Source organism: Streptomyces sp. NBC_01214, from assembly GCF_026340975.1.
Taxonomy (GTDB): Bacteria; Actinomycetota; Actinomycetes; order Streptomycetales; family Streptomycetaceae; genus Streptomyces.
The window spans coordinates 4953020-4967073 of sequence record NZ_JAPEOS010000001.1 but is presented as its reverse complement, the minus strand read 5'-3'; the positions used below and the strand labels follow the sequence as shown (position 1 = coordinate 4967073).

General features: G+C 69.6%; 14 protein-coding genes and 3 pseudogenes. 10 read left to right on the top strand and 7 right to left on the bottom strand.

Translation table 11 applies throughout. The features are described from left to right. The first annotated feature begins 13 nt into the window (after window positions 1–13). Window positions 14–394 (top strand): helix-turn-helix domain-containing protein, encoded by a 381-nt coding sequence (locus OG594_RS23240; protein WP_266602020.1) that lies wholly within the window; start codon window positions 14–16, stop codon window positions 392–394. A 79-nt stretch (window positions 395–473) separates the two neighbouring features. Continuing rightward, a complete protein-coding gene (locus tag OG594_RS23235; RefSeq protein ID WP_266602018.1) occupies window positions 474–698 on the top strand; it encodes a hypothetical protein in 225 nt (74 codons plus the stop codon). A 90-nt stretch (window positions 699–788) separates the two neighbouring features. Here the strand turns inward: OG594_RS23235 and OG594_RS23230 are convergent, their stop codons facing one another. Next, on the bottom strand, window positions 789–1787 hold the full coding sequence (locus OG594_RS23230; protein ID WP_266602016.1) for a YafY family protein: 999 nt from the start codon (window positions 1785–1787) through the stop codon (window positions 789–791). 94 nt (window positions 1788–1881) lie between these two features. On the opposite strand from OG594_RS23230, the gene OG594_RS23225 reads away from it, so the two are divergent. Continuing rightward, window positions 1882–2457 carry a DinB family protein gene (locus OG594_RS23225; protein WP_266602014.1) on the top strand — a complete coding sequence of 192 codons (576 nt, stop codon included), beginning with the start codon at window positions 1882–1884 and terminating at the stop codon, window positions 2455–2457. Window positions 2458–2589: 132 nt separating this feature from the next. Further along, entirely contained in the window at window positions 2590–3003 is a 414-nt protein-coding gene (locus OG594_RS23220; RefSeq protein ID WP_266602012.1) for a DUF1761 domain-containing protein, read from the top strand. A gap of 62 nt (window positions 3004–3065) precedes the next feature. On the opposite strand, the pseudogene OG594_RS23215 reads toward OG594_RS23220, so the two are convergent. After that, window positions 3066–3609: pseudogene (locus tag OG594_RS23215) on the bottom strand (hypothetical protein). On the opposite strand from OG594_RS23215, the pseudogene OG594_RS23210 reads away from it, so the two are divergent. Continuing rightward, window positions 3608–4459, top strand: a pseudogene (locus OG594_RS23210) (IS5 family transposase). The pseudogenes OG594_RS23215 and OG594_RS23210 sit on opposite strands and share 2 nt — an antisense overlap. A gap of 15 nt (window positions 4460–4474) precedes the next feature. Here the strand turns inward: OG594_RS23210 and OG594_RS23205 are convergent. Together OG594_RS23205 and OG594_RS23200 are read right to left on the bottom strand one after the other, a co-directional pair. Beyond that, window positions 4475–5473, bottom strand: a complete 999-nt coding sequence (locus OG594_RS23205) for an SMP-30/gluconolactonase/LRE family protein (RefSeq protein WP_266602010.1) — start codon at window positions 5471–5473, stop codon at window positions 4475–4477. 58 nt (window positions 5474–5531) lie between these two features. Further along, window positions 5532–6434, bottom strand: coding sequence for a helix-turn-helix domain-containing protein (locus tag OG594_RS23200; protein WP_266602008.1), 903 nt, complete (start codon window positions 6432–6434; stop codon window positions 5532–5534). A gap of 140 nt (window positions 6435–6574) precedes the next feature. Between OG594_RS23200 and OG594_RS23195 the strand changes: the two genes are divergently transcribed. Both OG594_RS23195 and OG594_RS23190 read left to right on the top strand, forming a co-directional pair. Further along, window positions 6575–7090 carry an SRPBCC family protein gene (locus tag OG594_RS23195; RefSeq protein WP_266602006.1) on the top strand — a complete coding sequence of 172 codons (516 nt, stop codon included), beginning with the start codon at window positions 6575–6577 and terminating at the stop codon, window positions 7088–7090. Window positions 7091–7840: 750 nt separating this feature from the next. Beyond that, window positions 7841–8256, top strand: a pseudogene (locus OG594_RS23190) (LysR family transcriptional regulator); the annotation flags it as partial. Between the two features lie 118 nt (window positions 8257–8374). Here the strand turns inward: OG594_RS23190 and OG594_RS23185 are convergent. Together OG594_RS23185 and OG594_RS23180 are read right to left on the bottom strand one after the other, a co-directional pair. Then, window positions 8375–8581 (bottom strand): YozE family protein, encoded by a 207-nt coding sequence (locus OG594_RS23185; protein WP_266602004.1) that lies wholly within the window; start codon window positions 8579–8581, stop codon window positions 8375–8377. Between the two features lie 748 nt (window positions 8582–9329). Further along, window positions 9330–9677 carry a three-helix bundle dimerization domain-containing protein gene (locus tag OG594_RS23180; protein ID WP_266602002.1) on the bottom strand — a complete coding sequence of 116 codons (348 nt, stop codon included), beginning with the start codon at window positions 9675–9677 and terminating at the stop codon, window positions 9330–9332. Window positions 9678–9992: 315 nt separating this feature from the next. On the opposite strand from OG594_RS23180, the gene OG594_RS23175 reads away from it, so the two are divergent. Further along, complete coding sequence (locus OG594_RS23175; RefSeq protein ID WP_266602000.1) at window positions 9993–10241, top strand: hypothetical protein; 249 nt, start codon at window positions 9993–9995, stop codon at window positions 10239–10241. Then, window positions 10238–12013, top strand: coding sequence for a cupin domain-containing protein (locus tag OG594_RS23170; RefSeq protein ID WP_266601998.1), 1776 nt, complete (start codon window positions 10238–10240; stop codon window positions 12011–12013). The genes OG594_RS23175 and OG594_RS23170 overlap by 4 nt, the downstream gene beginning before the upstream one ends. 171 nt (window positions 12014–12184) lie before the next feature. Here OG594_RS23170 and OG594_RS23165 read toward each other — a convergent pair whose 3' ends face one another. Next, window positions 12185–12565, bottom strand: a complete 381-nt coding sequence (locus OG594_RS23165; RefSeq protein WP_266378548.1) for a helix-turn-helix transcriptional regulator — start codon at window positions 12563–12565, stop codon at window positions 12185–12187. 162 nt (window positions 12566–12727) lie between these two features. Here OG594_RS23165 and OG594_RS23160 point away from each other — a divergent pair, with 162 nt between their 5' ends. Next, the gene (locus OG594_RS23160) at window positions 12728–13942 is read left to right on the top strand and encodes an MFS transporter (RefSeq protein ID WP_266603134.1); all 1215 of its coding nucleotides are present in this window, start codon (window positions 12728–12730) and stop codon (window positions 13940–13942) included. The last annotated feature ends 112 nt before the right edge of the window (window positions 13943–14054 follow it).

Genomic DNA, 14054 nt, shown 5'->3' with positions numbered 1-14054 from the left:
ACTGGGGAACCTGATGGTGACCAAGCAGCTCACGGGCTCGCCCGACGAAGCGGACCTGAGGCGCGCGGACTCTCTGGGGCGGCAGATCTTCTCGGATGTTGCCAACAAGTGGGCACTCTTGATCATCGAGGCCCTGGGGGACCACACCCTGCGCTTCAGTGAGCTGCGCAATGAGATCGAGGGCATTAGCCACAAGATGCTCACCCAGAACCTGCGCATGCTGGAGCGCTACGGTCTCATCGAGCGGACGGTGCACCCCGTCGTACCGCCGCGGGTCGAGTACACCCTCACCGAGCCGGGCCAGGCCCTGCGGGTGACGATCGACGGACTGTGCGACTGGACCCACCGCTACCTCGGCCACATCGAGGCCTCCCGCCACCGCTTCGACAGCTGACAGAGCAGGCGCTTGCACACGATGCCAACGGCCGGGCCTCGCTGAGGCGGGCACGGGATACAAGGCGGAGATCAAGCGATTGCGGGCGCGGCTGACCAAACTCGCTGCCCTGGTCTCGGCCCTGGCCGAGGCCCTGCGCCGACGCGGCGTCGCCGACCCGGCCGCGATCCTGGCCGCCGAGGTCGGTGTCGCCGCCTTCAAGGTCGCGTTCGGACACTGGATCAGCGAGCCCGACCAGCAGGATCTCGCGCGCCTGGTCAGCGACTCGCTGGAGGAACTCAAGGCCGTGACCGCGGGCAAGTGAAAGGCCAAGAACCAACCCAGGGCGAGGAATTGAAGGTTCAAGAAACCGCGGGCCAGTCGTGGTCGACCTACGCGTGGCTCATCGGGCCGGTTACAGCGTGGCGATTGCGGCGTTGGCGTAGCGGCGGGCCAGGTGGGCAAAGGCGTCCGTGAGCTCGGGCGGGCCTACGACCTCGATGTCGGCGTCGAAGCGGCCGAAGGAGGCGGCCAGGGCGGGCCATGACCAGGAGCCCAGGACGAGCCGGCAGCGGTCGCGGCCGAGTTCCTCAACGATGCCGTCGCGGGTGTGGCGGAAAACGGCGGCGGCGGGCATGTGGAGAATCACCTCTCCGCGGCAAGGCCAGTCGTCGGAGCCATCGGAGCCCCGGAACTTGCCGGCCACGAAGGCGGCCACATCGCCTCCGGGCAGTTCGCGTGGGGTGAAGCGGGGCCCCGTAGGGATGCGCGGGGTGATGCGGTCGGCGCGGAAGGTGCGCCAGTCCTCGCGGTCGAGGTCCCAGGCGACGAGGTACCAGCGTCCGCCCCAGGTGACGAGGTGGTGGGGCTGCACCCGGCGCGGTGGAGTTGCGGCGGAGTCATGGCCGTCGTCTCCCGGTGGGGAGGCGGGGGCGTAGTCGAAGCGCAGCACTTCGCGGGCATGGACGGCGGCACTGAGCGTCATGAGCGCACCGCTCTCCACCTGCGGGTCGGATTGTGGTGCGGGCCGCTCGACGGCGGTGACCTGGAGTGCATCGATGCGTCTGCGCAGCCGGGCGGGCATGACCTGCCGGACGGTGGTCAGCGCCCGCATCGCGGCTTCCTCGATGCCAGCACCGGTGGTGGTGGCGATCTGGAGTGCGATCGCGAGGGCGACGGCCTGCTCGTCGTCGAACAGCAGCGGGGGCAGCTCCGTACCCGCGTCGAGCCGGTACCCACCGTCGGGTCCCTTGAAGGCAACGATGGGATAGCCGAGCTCCCTCAGCCGGTCGACATCACGGCGTACGGTGCGCGGGCTGACGTCGAGGCGCTCGGCCAGGAGCGCGCTCGGCCAGTCGCGGCGCGCCTGGAGCAGCGAGAGCAGTGACAGCAGTCGCGCTGAGGTCTTCGGCATGCCTCCATGGTGCCCTGAGAAGCGGACACATCCTGGCCGCTTCCCCTGTGATCGTCGTCCCGTACCCGAGAACAACCGGAAGGACCTGAAGACGATGACCACCACGGCAACGTCCCCGAACCTCGACGACGAGCGGGCCGGCCTGCTCGACCAGCTCAGGGCCGCCCGATCCGCCCTGCTCACCACCATCCGGGGGCTCAGCGACGAGCAGGCGGGCGAGCGCCCGACGGCCAGCGTGCTGTGCCTGGGAGGTCTGGTCAAGCATGTCGCGTCCATGGAGGACGCATGGATGCGCTTCGTGGTCGAGGGCCCGTCAGCGATGCGCTACGACCTGCCCGAAGGGGTGACCTGGGAAGACTTCGCGGCGGGCACCGCCCGTGAGTACCCGCAGTGGGCGATCGACCACCGGAACGACTTCGAAGTGCTACCCGGCGAGACGCTGACCGGCATCCTCCAGCGCTACGAGCAAGTCGCCGACCGGACCGTGGAGATCATCTCCGCTGTTCCCGACCTGTCGGCCACGCACCGGCTGCCGAAGGCCCCGTGGAACGAGCCTGGAGCCGTGCGCAGCGTACGGAGGGTGCTGATGCACCTCATCGCCGAGACCGCCCAGCACGCCGGGCACGCGGACATCCTGCGGGAGGCAGTCGACGGGCAGAAGTCGAGCTGACCTGCGGACGCCGCCGGATCGGACCGTCGTCCTGATCCGGCGCCGTGCGCCGGACGCGATGGGTCCGGCGCACGGCCGTCCGGCTCCATCAGGCCTGTCAATCAAGAATCAACGGAGAAAGAGGAATCAAGCATGTTCAACGTTCTGGGCGATGTGAACTGGACCGGCGCCCTGGCCGCCTTCATCGCCTTGGTCCTGCTGGGAGGGGTGTGGTTCGCGTTCCTGTTCAGCAAGCCCTACAACATCTCGCTGGGGCGGGATGCGTCGGCGAAGCCGGTGGCCTCTCCCCTCTTCTTCGCCGGCCCGCCGCTGACCTCGCTGGTCATCACTCTCACCAGCGCGTTCCTGATGGCGGTGTTGAAGATCGACTCATGGGCGGACGCCCTGGTGTTCGGCCTGGTCGTCGGCGTCGGGTACCTGGCGGCCAACACGGTCACCATCTCCATCAACCCCAACTTCCCCCGCCCGCTCCAGTACGCGCTCGTCTCGGGCGGCTACAACCTCGTCGGAAGCGTGCTCGTCAGCACGGTCCTGGTGGTCATCTAGGCCGTTTCTTTTGGATCACCGGATCGCTGCTCTGGGATGTAGCACCCGCTCCTCTTCGGGCTTCAGCGCCGCCGACCGAGAAGGGCAGCCTGCTGCTTCTTGAGTCGCGCGAAGCGAGTGGTGGCGTACTCCTTCAGCTCGGGCCCCGGGAACTGGATGACGGACTTGTATTCGCCGAACTCACCAGATGCCCAGCGCCGCGGTGATCTCGTAGCCAGCGACATGGGCGCACAGTACGAGCAGGACAGGCGGCACCTCCTCCTCGATGAGGAGGTCGGCCTTCGTGACGACCACATCGCGCATCTTCTGGATGTTGGGCAGGAAGACGGTCGTGGCCCAGATGCGCCACTCGGCGAGCTCCTCCTCGGTGGGGGGAACGTCGTGGTCGAAGGGGTGGACCCCATCGGGGCGGGCATACCGCTCGCAGAACGCCTCATAGGCACGACTGTTGGCCTCCATGAGCGCGAAGAGCGGGCCGTAGAAGTCACTCAACTGCTGGCTCACTCGGGCGAGCCGGGCCTGCCGCTGCGCGAGCCGCAGCCCATTGAGGTACGTCGCCAGGTATCCGACGAAGGCCAGACTGACAGTCATGATCACGGTGCCCATGGCGAGGATAGTAGGCCCGCTTCCTTCAGACCATCTGATCGTTGGTCTAGTTGTGCCGTTGACTGACGTGCAGTGGGCGCGGATCGAGCCGTTGCTCCCAGACCGGGCGCCAAAGCGGGGTGGCCGGTGGCGGGACCACCGCGAGGTGATCGACGCGATCGCCTGGAAGTTCCAGACCGGATCGCAGTGGGTTCACCTGCCCGAGAAGTACGGCAACTGGCGGGGCGTCTACAACCGGCTTCGTGGCCCAGGCCGACGCCGACGAGGACCTGAGCTGGACGGTCTCGGTGGACTCCACGATCGTGCGCGCCCACCAGCACGCGGCCGGGGCCCGCAAAAGGGGGCCCCAGCCGACGAGCCGGACGACCATGCCATCGGTCGCTCCCGCGGCGGACTGACCACCAAGATTCACCTCGCTGCCGACGCCGGTTGCCGGCCGCTCGCCTTCGTTCTCACTGCCGGACAGGCCGGTGACGCACCCGCCTTCGCGCACGTGATGGCCAGTTTGCGCGTTCCCCGACGACGCGGACGGCCCCGCACCAGGCCAGACGTAGTCCTGGCTGACAAGGCGTACTCATCACGCGCCATCCGCGAACACCTACGCAAACGCGGCATTCGGGCAGTCATCCCCGTTCCGGCGGACCAGCAGGGCCACCGGCTGCGGCGAGGCAGCCGGGGCGGCAGGCCACCCGCCTTCGACCGCGAGGCATACAAGCAGCGCAACACGGTCGAGCGATGCATCAACCGCTTGAAGCAGTGGCGGGGCATCGCCACTCGCTACGAGAAGACGGCGACCATCTACCTGGCAGGACTGCACATTGCAGGCATCTTCCTCTGGTCCGCCCGATGATCCAAACGAAACGGCCTAGCCGCCCAGGTGGGCCAGGAGGAGGTTGGGGTCCTTCGCCGTGACGTACGCGGCGCTCAGGACGTAGGCGGTGTCGCCGCGCAGGGCGATGGAGGTGGGGTTCTGCAGGCCGTCGGCGGCGGTCAGGACGGTGGAGTGGGTGCCGTCGGGCTGGACGACGACGACCTCGCCGGGGCCGTTGAGGGCGGCCAGGATCTGGTCGCCGTGGCCGGTGAAGGCGAAGTCGTCGATCCCGGCCAGGCCGGTTGCCCGGGTCTGGACCGGGCCGGCGCTACCGTCCCGCAGGACGGGTATGCGCAGGACGGTGCCCCGGTCGAGGTTGGTGACCCACAGCGCCCCGCCCCTGGTCTTCAGCCCGTTGGCGCCGAGGAATCCGGTGGAGGCCAGTTCGGGGGCGGTGGACCAGGTACGGGGGGTGCCTCCGGTGGTGGGCACGCTCGAGATGGTGCCGAGGACGGAGTCGGTGATGTAGAGGGTCCGGGTGCGCGGGTCCAGGGCCAGGCCGTTGGGCAGGCCAGCCGCGGGCAGCTCTGCGATGCGCTGCGGGGTGCCGCCGGGGCGCAGCCGCCACAGGCCGGTCAGGTCGGCGGTGCCGGTGGCGTACAGGAAGTACAGGGTGCCGTCGTGCGCGCGGACGATGCCGGTGGTCAGGGCGAAGCCCAGTACCGGGGTGTGGACGCCGCCGTCGGCGGGTGCGGGCAGGGTGGCCAGGATCCGGGTGGATCCCCCGGGGGTGATGTGGGCGACCTGGCGGGCGGCGGCGAAGGTGACGTACGCGCTGCCGTCGGGAGCCACGGCGATGTTCTCGGGCGTCTGGTGCCGGGCCAGGTCGAAGTGCGCGGTGATGCGCGCGCAGCTCAGTGGGGCGAAGACGGCGGACGCGACGCCGGGGGTGGCCGCGACGACCGCCGCAGCGGTCAGTACGACGGCTGCTGCGGCGGTTTTGGACAGCGTGAACTTGTTCTTGAACATGGTTCCTTCACTGTTTTCGGGCATGCGGCAGCGGTACGCCGATGCGGGGGTTGGGGGTTGGGGGCTTGTGGTGTGTGCCGGGTCAGCCGGAGCCGGCCCGGATTCCCCGTCGCGCCGGGTCGTGCTGCGGGGTGACCTGGTCGAGCAGGGCCAGCGTGGTCCGCGCGGGCGAATCGGCCTCGGTGGTGGCGACCACGATGTTCTGCCCCTGGTCCGGGCCCAGGCCCTGGCTCAGGGTCTGTTGGGTGACGGTCAGCGGGCCGACGAGCGGATGCCGCATCTCGTAGGTCGCGACGGCGCACGCCGTGACGCGGTGGTCGGCCCACATCGAGGCGAAGTCGAGGCTCTTCGCGCTCAGTTCACCCACGAGCGCGTGGAGCGCGGTGTCGTCCGGATGCCGTCCCGCCACCAGGCGCAGATTCCCCACCACGGCCCTGGCCTTGGCCGGCCAGTCGGCGTACAGGTCACGGGTGTGCGCGTCAAGGAACACCAGCCGAGCCATGTTGGGCCGATCCGCCGGCCGGTTCGGGGCGTCCGGGTCCACGTGTCCGGCGAACAGCGCATGGCCCAGCCGATTCCATGCCAGGACGTCACTGCGGCGGCCGGTCACGATCGCCGGGACGTGGACCAGTGCCTCCAGCAGCTGGCCGGTCGCCTCCGTCACCCACTCCGGAGCGGGCCGGCGGACTCGCCCTGAGCCCGTGGCCGATGACCGGGCCAGGTCGTGCAGGTGCAGGCGCTCGGCCGCCTCCAGCCGCAGGGCCCGGGCGATCGCGTCCAGCACCTGTGGTGAGGCGTTCAGGGACTGCCCCTGTTCCAGCCGGGTGTAGTAGGAGACGCTGACACCCGCCAGCGACGCCAGCTCCTCCCGCCGTAGACCCGGCACACGGCGCCGCTCCCCGTAGCCGGGTATCCCGAGATCCTCCGGTTGCAGCTGGGAGCGCCGCGTCTGCAGGAACTCCCCTAGCCGCACTTTTCCGTTCATGGATCCGAGTATGGGCCGGGTGCCACCGCACAGCCTGACCCTGGCGTGGATAGGCACCAGCGGGTCTGGCTACCCGGCGGGAGCGGTGGTGATGTGGGCGTCGCCGACATGGCCCCACCCCACCTGTCCAGGAGGACACCTTGAGCGCCAGCGCCACCACCAGCGAACACGACCTCTTCGAGGTCCTGGACGCATCGGATTTCAGCTTCACCCGGCGCGCCTGGGTCGCTGCCGCGCCCGCCCGGGTCTACGACCTGGTCAGTGACGTGTCCGCCATCGGGCGCTGGAGCCCCAACGCGAGCGACGTCACGTTCGACCAGGGCGCCGAACCCCGGGTCGGGGCCTGGTTCAGCGGCCGCAACCAGAGGGACGGCAAGCAGTGGACCACCCGCTCCCAGGTCGTACGGGCCGACCCCGGCACCTCCTTCGCCTTCGTGGTCGGCGGCGCCGAGGACGGCATCGTGCAATGGAGCTGGACCTGCCACCCGCAGGGACGTGGAACCATCGTCGAGCAGTCCTGGCAACTCCTACGCCTCGACCCTGTGCTCGGCGCCACCCGAGGCGACCTCGACGCCCTGCGCGACTACATGACGCACAGCGCCGAAACCACCCTGCTCTCCCTCGCCCAGTGGATCGCCGAAACACCGGCCAGGTGAACGACCCCGCGGGCCGGTACACCTGGACCGTCTCGCGATCCGCAGGAATTCCGCAGCCCGAGCCCGCAAGGGCAACCACGGCGGCCGGCCACCAGTGATCACCGACAACATGCCGTCCACCGTGCTCTGCAGCCGGGCGATCACCCCGGATGCCGAGCACCACCTAGCCACCGCATCGACGTCCGGGCCGCGACGACCGGTCCTGCGCCTGCCCGCCGACCCCACGGCGGGCCGCACCGTCCAGCACCCCCCTCCCCTCAGGCGCTGCGTAGCGGTGGGACTGCACCGCAAGGGCCATCCGCCGTACCCGGCGCCCAGAGGATGCAGGCCACCCGCAGCTCCCCCTCGTAGGGTGCGAACTGCCTACCCAGGGCCACGTGGGGCCTCCAGCCTCGCCCGCCGCCCCGGAATGTGCCTTCGCGACACACATGCTTTACGCTTCAACCGCTGCCCCACCCCTTCGGCCTGCCCCGAGCAGTCGAGGCGTCCGGGGCTCCGCACACCACGGCCGCCGACACATCGCCCCCGTATCCGGCGGCCCTCCACCGGGGGCTGGCGCTCTCCCCCGGTGCGCGCCAGCCCCCGCCCCCACTCCAATCATTCCCATACCACCGGCCGACCGCTGGCCCACCTGAAGTCACAGCCCTGTCGTCGCCAGCCAGGTGGTGACGGCCATGGCGACGAAGAGCGAGATGTTGAGGGCCACGTGGCGGTTTGTGCGGCTCATGTAACCCGGTTGCGCCGATCTGCAGCCTGACGGTGCACGAGCTGCGCGCCCATCCGGTGGGCGCCGTGCCCGCGCCGTCGATCCGCCGGCTCGCCTGGACCGTCAGACGCTGACCGACCGGGCCGACCGGGCCGACCGGGCCGACCGCCGCTGATTCCAGTTCCCGGACGGCACCGAACCTTTCCGGCAGTCGTACTGGAACGGCGGCGAGCCACGCGAGGGCCCGGTCGTGCGCGCCGTCCAGGAATGCCTGCAAGCCGTGCTCTGGAACGGCAGCGTCGGCATGACCCCGCTCGTACACCACCCACCAGAGGAGCTGACCGCGGTACCGGTGACCGACGTGGCGCCGAACCGCGTGGTGGCGGCGTAAAACGCGGGCGACCCGAACCCGCTGATCCGCTCGTTCGCCCAGATCGCGACGGCTGCCTACCGCCACTGAGTCCTCGCCGTGCCGGACTCCAACCCCACCCGGCGAGGACGACGGCCTGGACGCGGTCGCGCAGTCCGAGTCTCGCCAAGACCCGCGTAGCCGCGCGTGCCGGGTGAAGCGCCCTCACTCAGTGGGAGGCGTAGCGGATCCAGGCGTCGGTGAGGTTCTGCAGAGTGGCTCGCGAGGCACCGCTGCTCTCCAGGTGATCCGTGAAGGTCTGCAGCCGGTCGGGGCCTTCGGGCCAGTTCGGATCAGCGGCGGCCAGCCTGGCGAGCTCCCCGAGCGCGCCCTGGTCCGTCACGTGGCGCAACAGCCACGCCTTGAACCCACCCATCGGGCCACCCGTGTATCCGAAGTCGTCAGAACTGGCTGAAGTTGCTGAGCAGCGACGCCGTCGGCGTTCATCCCGAACATGGAGCGGCCGAGCGCCAAACGCCGCGGCGCACGATACGCGATCACCACCAACCACCGGAACGGACGCAGCAGATTCCGGCCTGCCAGCCACGGCAGCCGACCTCCGGCAGCAGATGATCGGCTTCCCGGCCGAGCGCACCCTCATATTCACTGGCCTCCGACGGACGAGGCGAACGCAATGCCTGACGGTCGGCCCCCACCCCCCGTCTGAGCGCCGCGCCGATGTGCGGCCGATCGCGCCCAGGCGGCGAGCCGGGGCCACCAGCAGGCCGTCAACTCCGTGACCCTCGACTGCGGGTGTGCGCACCGCGCGTCGAGTCACCACTGCTGGCGCTCGAAACGCTCACGGAGCGCGCCCTCCATGTCTGCCTCCGCCGCACCACCCGGCGTCCGCCTCCTGCCGTACGCGGCGGACCGCAGGAACTGCGACCGCTGCTCTTGGCGGGGCTCCCCCAGCCGCCGACCGCGCCCGTCACCCCGCCTCGGCATTGCGGGCCGCCGCCATCGCGACCGACGATGGCGCCGCGCGCAGGGAACAAAGCCTCCGTCTCCGGCGGGGTCCTGACGTCACTGATCCGTGGCCAGGCCTCGCAGCACAGGGCACCGGGGCGTCGTAGACCGGCGTATCGGATGCCTGCCGGAACTCCGCGCCTATCTGCGGCCGGAGGTCAGGTTCCGCGTTCCGTCTGCTCTTCGGAGCCCAGCAGGTCCTTGGCTCTGCGCTCTATCAGGATCGGCAGGTAGGTGCGCACACGTGCGTACCTGAGTTCTTCGTACGCCGTCCGCACTGAGCTTTCCAGCAGGTCTGCGTCCAGCTGAGGGTGCGCCTTCATCAGCCGCTCGGTGACATGGCGGATCGTGAGGGCATCCTCCTCTGGGCGCAGTTCTTTCGTGACGGCCCGTTTGGCGTCCTTGCGGGGCTGGAAGGTGTGGGTGCCGGGCTGCCAGTCATTGGAGTCGCCGACCACGCTGAAGGTGATCTCGGTACGGTCCTTGCGCAGCGTGCGCTCCAGCATGGCAATCGGCTCCTGACGGCGCGGGCGGGCGGGGTAGCGCTCATCTTCGGCACCAGGCCTGCGGCCCGCATGCCGACGCATCCGCACCCGCCCGGACACCACCCTGCCGCCACATTCCGTAGCATAAGATGTGCGCAGTGTGATGCCTGGTGTCAGTGTGGGCGGGAGGAGTCCGAACCCCACGCGTTGAAGAGTCGCCGTCATGGGCGGTCAGCAGGTCAAGCGGCAGGAGCCGGGCAGGGGCCGCGAGGAACAGCAGCACCCACAGCGGCCTGGTCAGGACGCCGTCCCCCCTGAGCCCCGCACCCCCTCCCCGTGGCCACCGACGCGGCCGTCTCCGTCCTCACCGTCACCGCCGCCGGACTCGGATGCGCCATGCTCCCCGGCCTGACCGGCATCCTCACCAGCGCGGCCCTGATCGGCGCCGGAACCGGCCTGATCACCCCGCTCGGCTTCGCCGACCTCGTATCGGCCGAGAAGAAGCCCCCCGGCATTTTCACCTGTGAGGAGCCCGTCACGACGGCATCGAGACGGACGCCATCGACGGGCTGCTCGACGTCATGAGCAAGAACCCCGTCGCGGCGACGGCCTTCTTCGACGCCAAGGGCAACGGCCCGGACGGAGACAAGGTCTCCAACGACCACCTGCACTACCTGGCCGGCAGCGGTGACGGCACCCGCGACTGGCCGCGCAACACGGTCCTCGGCCATCACAACACGGACCTGGTCGACCCGACCAGCCACGCGGGCCTCGGCGCGGCCCTGGAGGCTGCGACCACCGGCCACGCGCCCCTCGGCCCCCAGCAGGACCCCTGGCCGGTGACTCCGCACACCGACGCCCGGGCGCGCGTCATGCACGACGTCATCGGCGAGCTCGGCCCCTCCCAGAAGATCCACGAGAACCTCCGCGAGCCCATCGCCCGCGCCCCGTCCTCCTCCACCGAGGACACCCACCAGATCCTGGGCGGCATGGGCAGCAGCCAGGACATCACCTCTGCCACCGGCGACGGCTTCTTCCACAACGGCGACAAGACCCACATGGCGGTGACGCAGAAGGACCTGGCCCAGTTCATGCGGGGCCTCTCCGCCGACCCGGAGGCGTACGCCACGCTGCACAAGGCGGAGTCCCGCTACATCAGCCTGGAAATGGAGAAGATCCCACAGGCCGCCACCGGCTTCGCCCAGAGCAATCCGCTGAGCAACGCCGGCGCTGTCCTGGGGGCGTACAGCGCGATCAGGGAAGATGTCCTCAACGACGACCGCATGGCCGCATACAGCGCGGCGGACCGGAAGTCGAAGATGGCCTACCACGTCATCGGTGGCGCGGTGACACCGCTGTACTTCACGACAGCCGGAGGCATGTCCATCGCGATCGGCGACTCGATCCAGCGCGGTATGGACACCTGGGCCTGGGTCATGGGCAACAACCTGAAGGCGGAGGCGGACGTCACGGCGAACGCGGGCATCGCCGACCACTACCTCGATGCCAACAACCAGCTGAATCTCATGGTCGAGTCATGGGCGAACGGCCGACAGGACAAAGCATCCTCAACCGTGGCGTCCAGGCGTAGTCGTACAGTGCGCAGCGAGAGTCTCCGCGCTCCCCGGCCGGTGAAGTGTCTCCGTCGGCTTCGGCTACCAGCCCGGAACCGACGAGAACGGGTCCCAAGGGCTGGCGGCTCCCCCACGCCGAAGGTGAACCGCGCCTCCCACGAGTGCCCGGGACCCATCGGGAGCAGGTACTCACTGCTGGCCCTGTCGCGGACAGCGCAGGCACCAGGAAAGCCCCGTCAACGACTGCAGGAGGACAGCGTGCTCACAGCGCACCAGTGGATCGACGCCCTAGGCCTGGAAGCCCACGTGGAGGGCGGGTACTTCCGCCGGACCTTCCAGGCAGACCACCGCCCCCGGATCCAAACACCCCATGGGGACCGCTACACACTGACCTCCATCCACTACCTGCTCACCCACTGGTCCCCGATCGGTCACTGGCACCTGAACAGGTCCGACATCCTGCACTTCCACCACCACGGCGAACCCATCACCTACCACCTGCTCCACCCCGACGGCCGCCACTCCACCGCTGTCCTCGGGCCGGACCCTGGCCAAGGACAGCTCCTCACCCTCGCTGTGCCGGGAGGCGTCTGGAAGGCCTCCCACCTCACCGCTGGAGACCACGCCCTGATCAGCGAAGCCGTCGCGCCCGGCTTCGACTACGCCGACATGACCCTCGGCCGGCCCGACGAGCTCATCGCGCGCTTCCCCGCGCATGCCGAGCTCATCCACCGCTACTGCCGCCCCGCCCAGCCGCACACAACCGTCAATTCCTCTACGTGACGTAGCTCGTGGCCGGGCCCCATGGGGCGGGGCACGCTCATCCGCGGACGCGTCCAGGCGTAGGCGCACGGACCGGAGCGGTACCGATAGACGCTGCCTGAGAAGGCCCAGCAGAGCGAGGGCTGAGATGACCAGGAGGACGGGGTACTGCAGCGAGCCCGCCACGCCCCACTACCGCGAGGCCGGCGTCCAGTCCGCGACGAGGTCGAGGAGTCCGGGGAAGCGCGCGTCGAGGTCGTCGACGCGTACGTGGCTGCGCCGCTCCAGACCGTACTGCCGCTGCCTCGTGATGCCCGCCTCGCGCAGCGCCTTGAAGTGATGCGTGAGGGAGGACTTGGGACGGTCCAGGCCGAACCACCCGCAGGAATGGTCGAACTCCTCGGACTCCAGGAGGAGTTTGCGCACGATACCCAGGCGCAGAGGATCGCTCAGCGCCCCCAGCACCGTTTCGAGCCGCAGTTCACCCACCGCCGGTTCGGCAAGGGGCTCCGGGAGCCCGGCAGGCTCCGGCAGAACCTTGATGGTGGTCACTGATCGCGTCGTCGCTGACATAGGCCACTCCTTATCACCCGAATCCTATGTACGACTTGAATCGTACAACTGCTAAGTTCGACTTAACTCGTACATACCTCGACGGAGGAAACGCTCATGTCGGAAAGTCGAACGGTGCCCACGTACGCGGCGTGCGGAGCGCGGCACGCCAAAGCGGCGCAGATGGCACAGGGCTCGGGCCCGGCCGCCGCCACCCTGGCACCTACCTGGTGGGTCTGGCTGGCCGCCTGGCCCGTCACCGCGGTGTTCATCCTGTCCAACGCGGCCACCCCGTTGTACGTGCTGTGGCAGAAGGACATCGGTTTCTCCAAGGGCACCCTGACCGTGATCTTCGCGTTCTACATCGTCGGACTGCTCGGGTCCCTACTCGTCTCGGGCGTGGTCTCCGACCGGCTCGGCCGCAAGCCCGTACTCCTCCCCGCCCTCGCCCTCGGCGTCGCGGCATGCGTGATCTTCGCGACCGCCTCGTCGGTGGACGCGCTGATCGTGGCCCGTCTGTTCACCGGCATCGCCGTCGGCGCCGTCGTCTCCGCTGGCATGGCCGCGGTGACCGATGTGGCCGGGCAGGCGCGCAAGCGCCTCGCCGCCCTGCTCGCCTCGTGCGCCATGGTCTTCGGCGCGGGCCTCGGCCCGCTCCTCGCGGGCATCCTGTCCGAGACGGCGCCGGCCCCCACCATCACGGTCTTCATCGTCGAGATCGTGCTGCTCACGACCGCGATCCTCGCGGTGCTGCGCATGCCCGTACGTCGGCCCACCGCACCCCCGAAGGGCGCCTGGGTCCGCATCCCGGGCGTACCGAAGGGCAATGGCCTGCAACTCGTCCTGGGTATCGCGGTGTTCGCCCCCGGCATCACCGCCACCTCTTTCGTCCTCTCGCTCGGCCCCTCACTCCTGTCGGGCCTGCTCGGCACCACCAGCCGGGTGGTGGCAGGGGTCATGGCCTTCGCCATGTTCCTCTCGGCCACCGGCGTGCAGTTCGCCGTCCAGAAGTTACGCCGCCGTACCATCCTGATCACCGGGGCGGCCGGCACCACCCTCAGCATGGCCGCCCTCGTCGTCGCCGTGCACTCCTCGTCGGTGGCGGTCCTCATCGCCTCCGCACTGCTGGCCGGCGCTGGGCAGGGGATGGGCCAGCTGGGCGGGCTCTCGCTGCTCAACTCCACCGTGCCGCCGCAGCGGCTCGCCGAGGCCAACGCGGCCCTCAATGTGGGCGGTTACCTCCCCGCCGGCATCCTTCCGGTCTCCGCCGGCTACCTGAGCGACGCCGTGGGCCTGACCGATGGGGCGACCGTCTTCGCCGCCGTCCTGACGGCCCTCGCGGTGATTGGCGGCCTCGTGGTGATCAGCACCCGCCGCCGGGCCCCCGAGCCCGCCTGAGCCCCCTCGACCGCAGACCGCCGTACGGCAGTGCACCGCAGCCCCCTGCGGTGCACCGCCGTATGCCGGTACGGGCGGATGCCCCGACCTGGCGGGGGCGCGGACGTTCTCA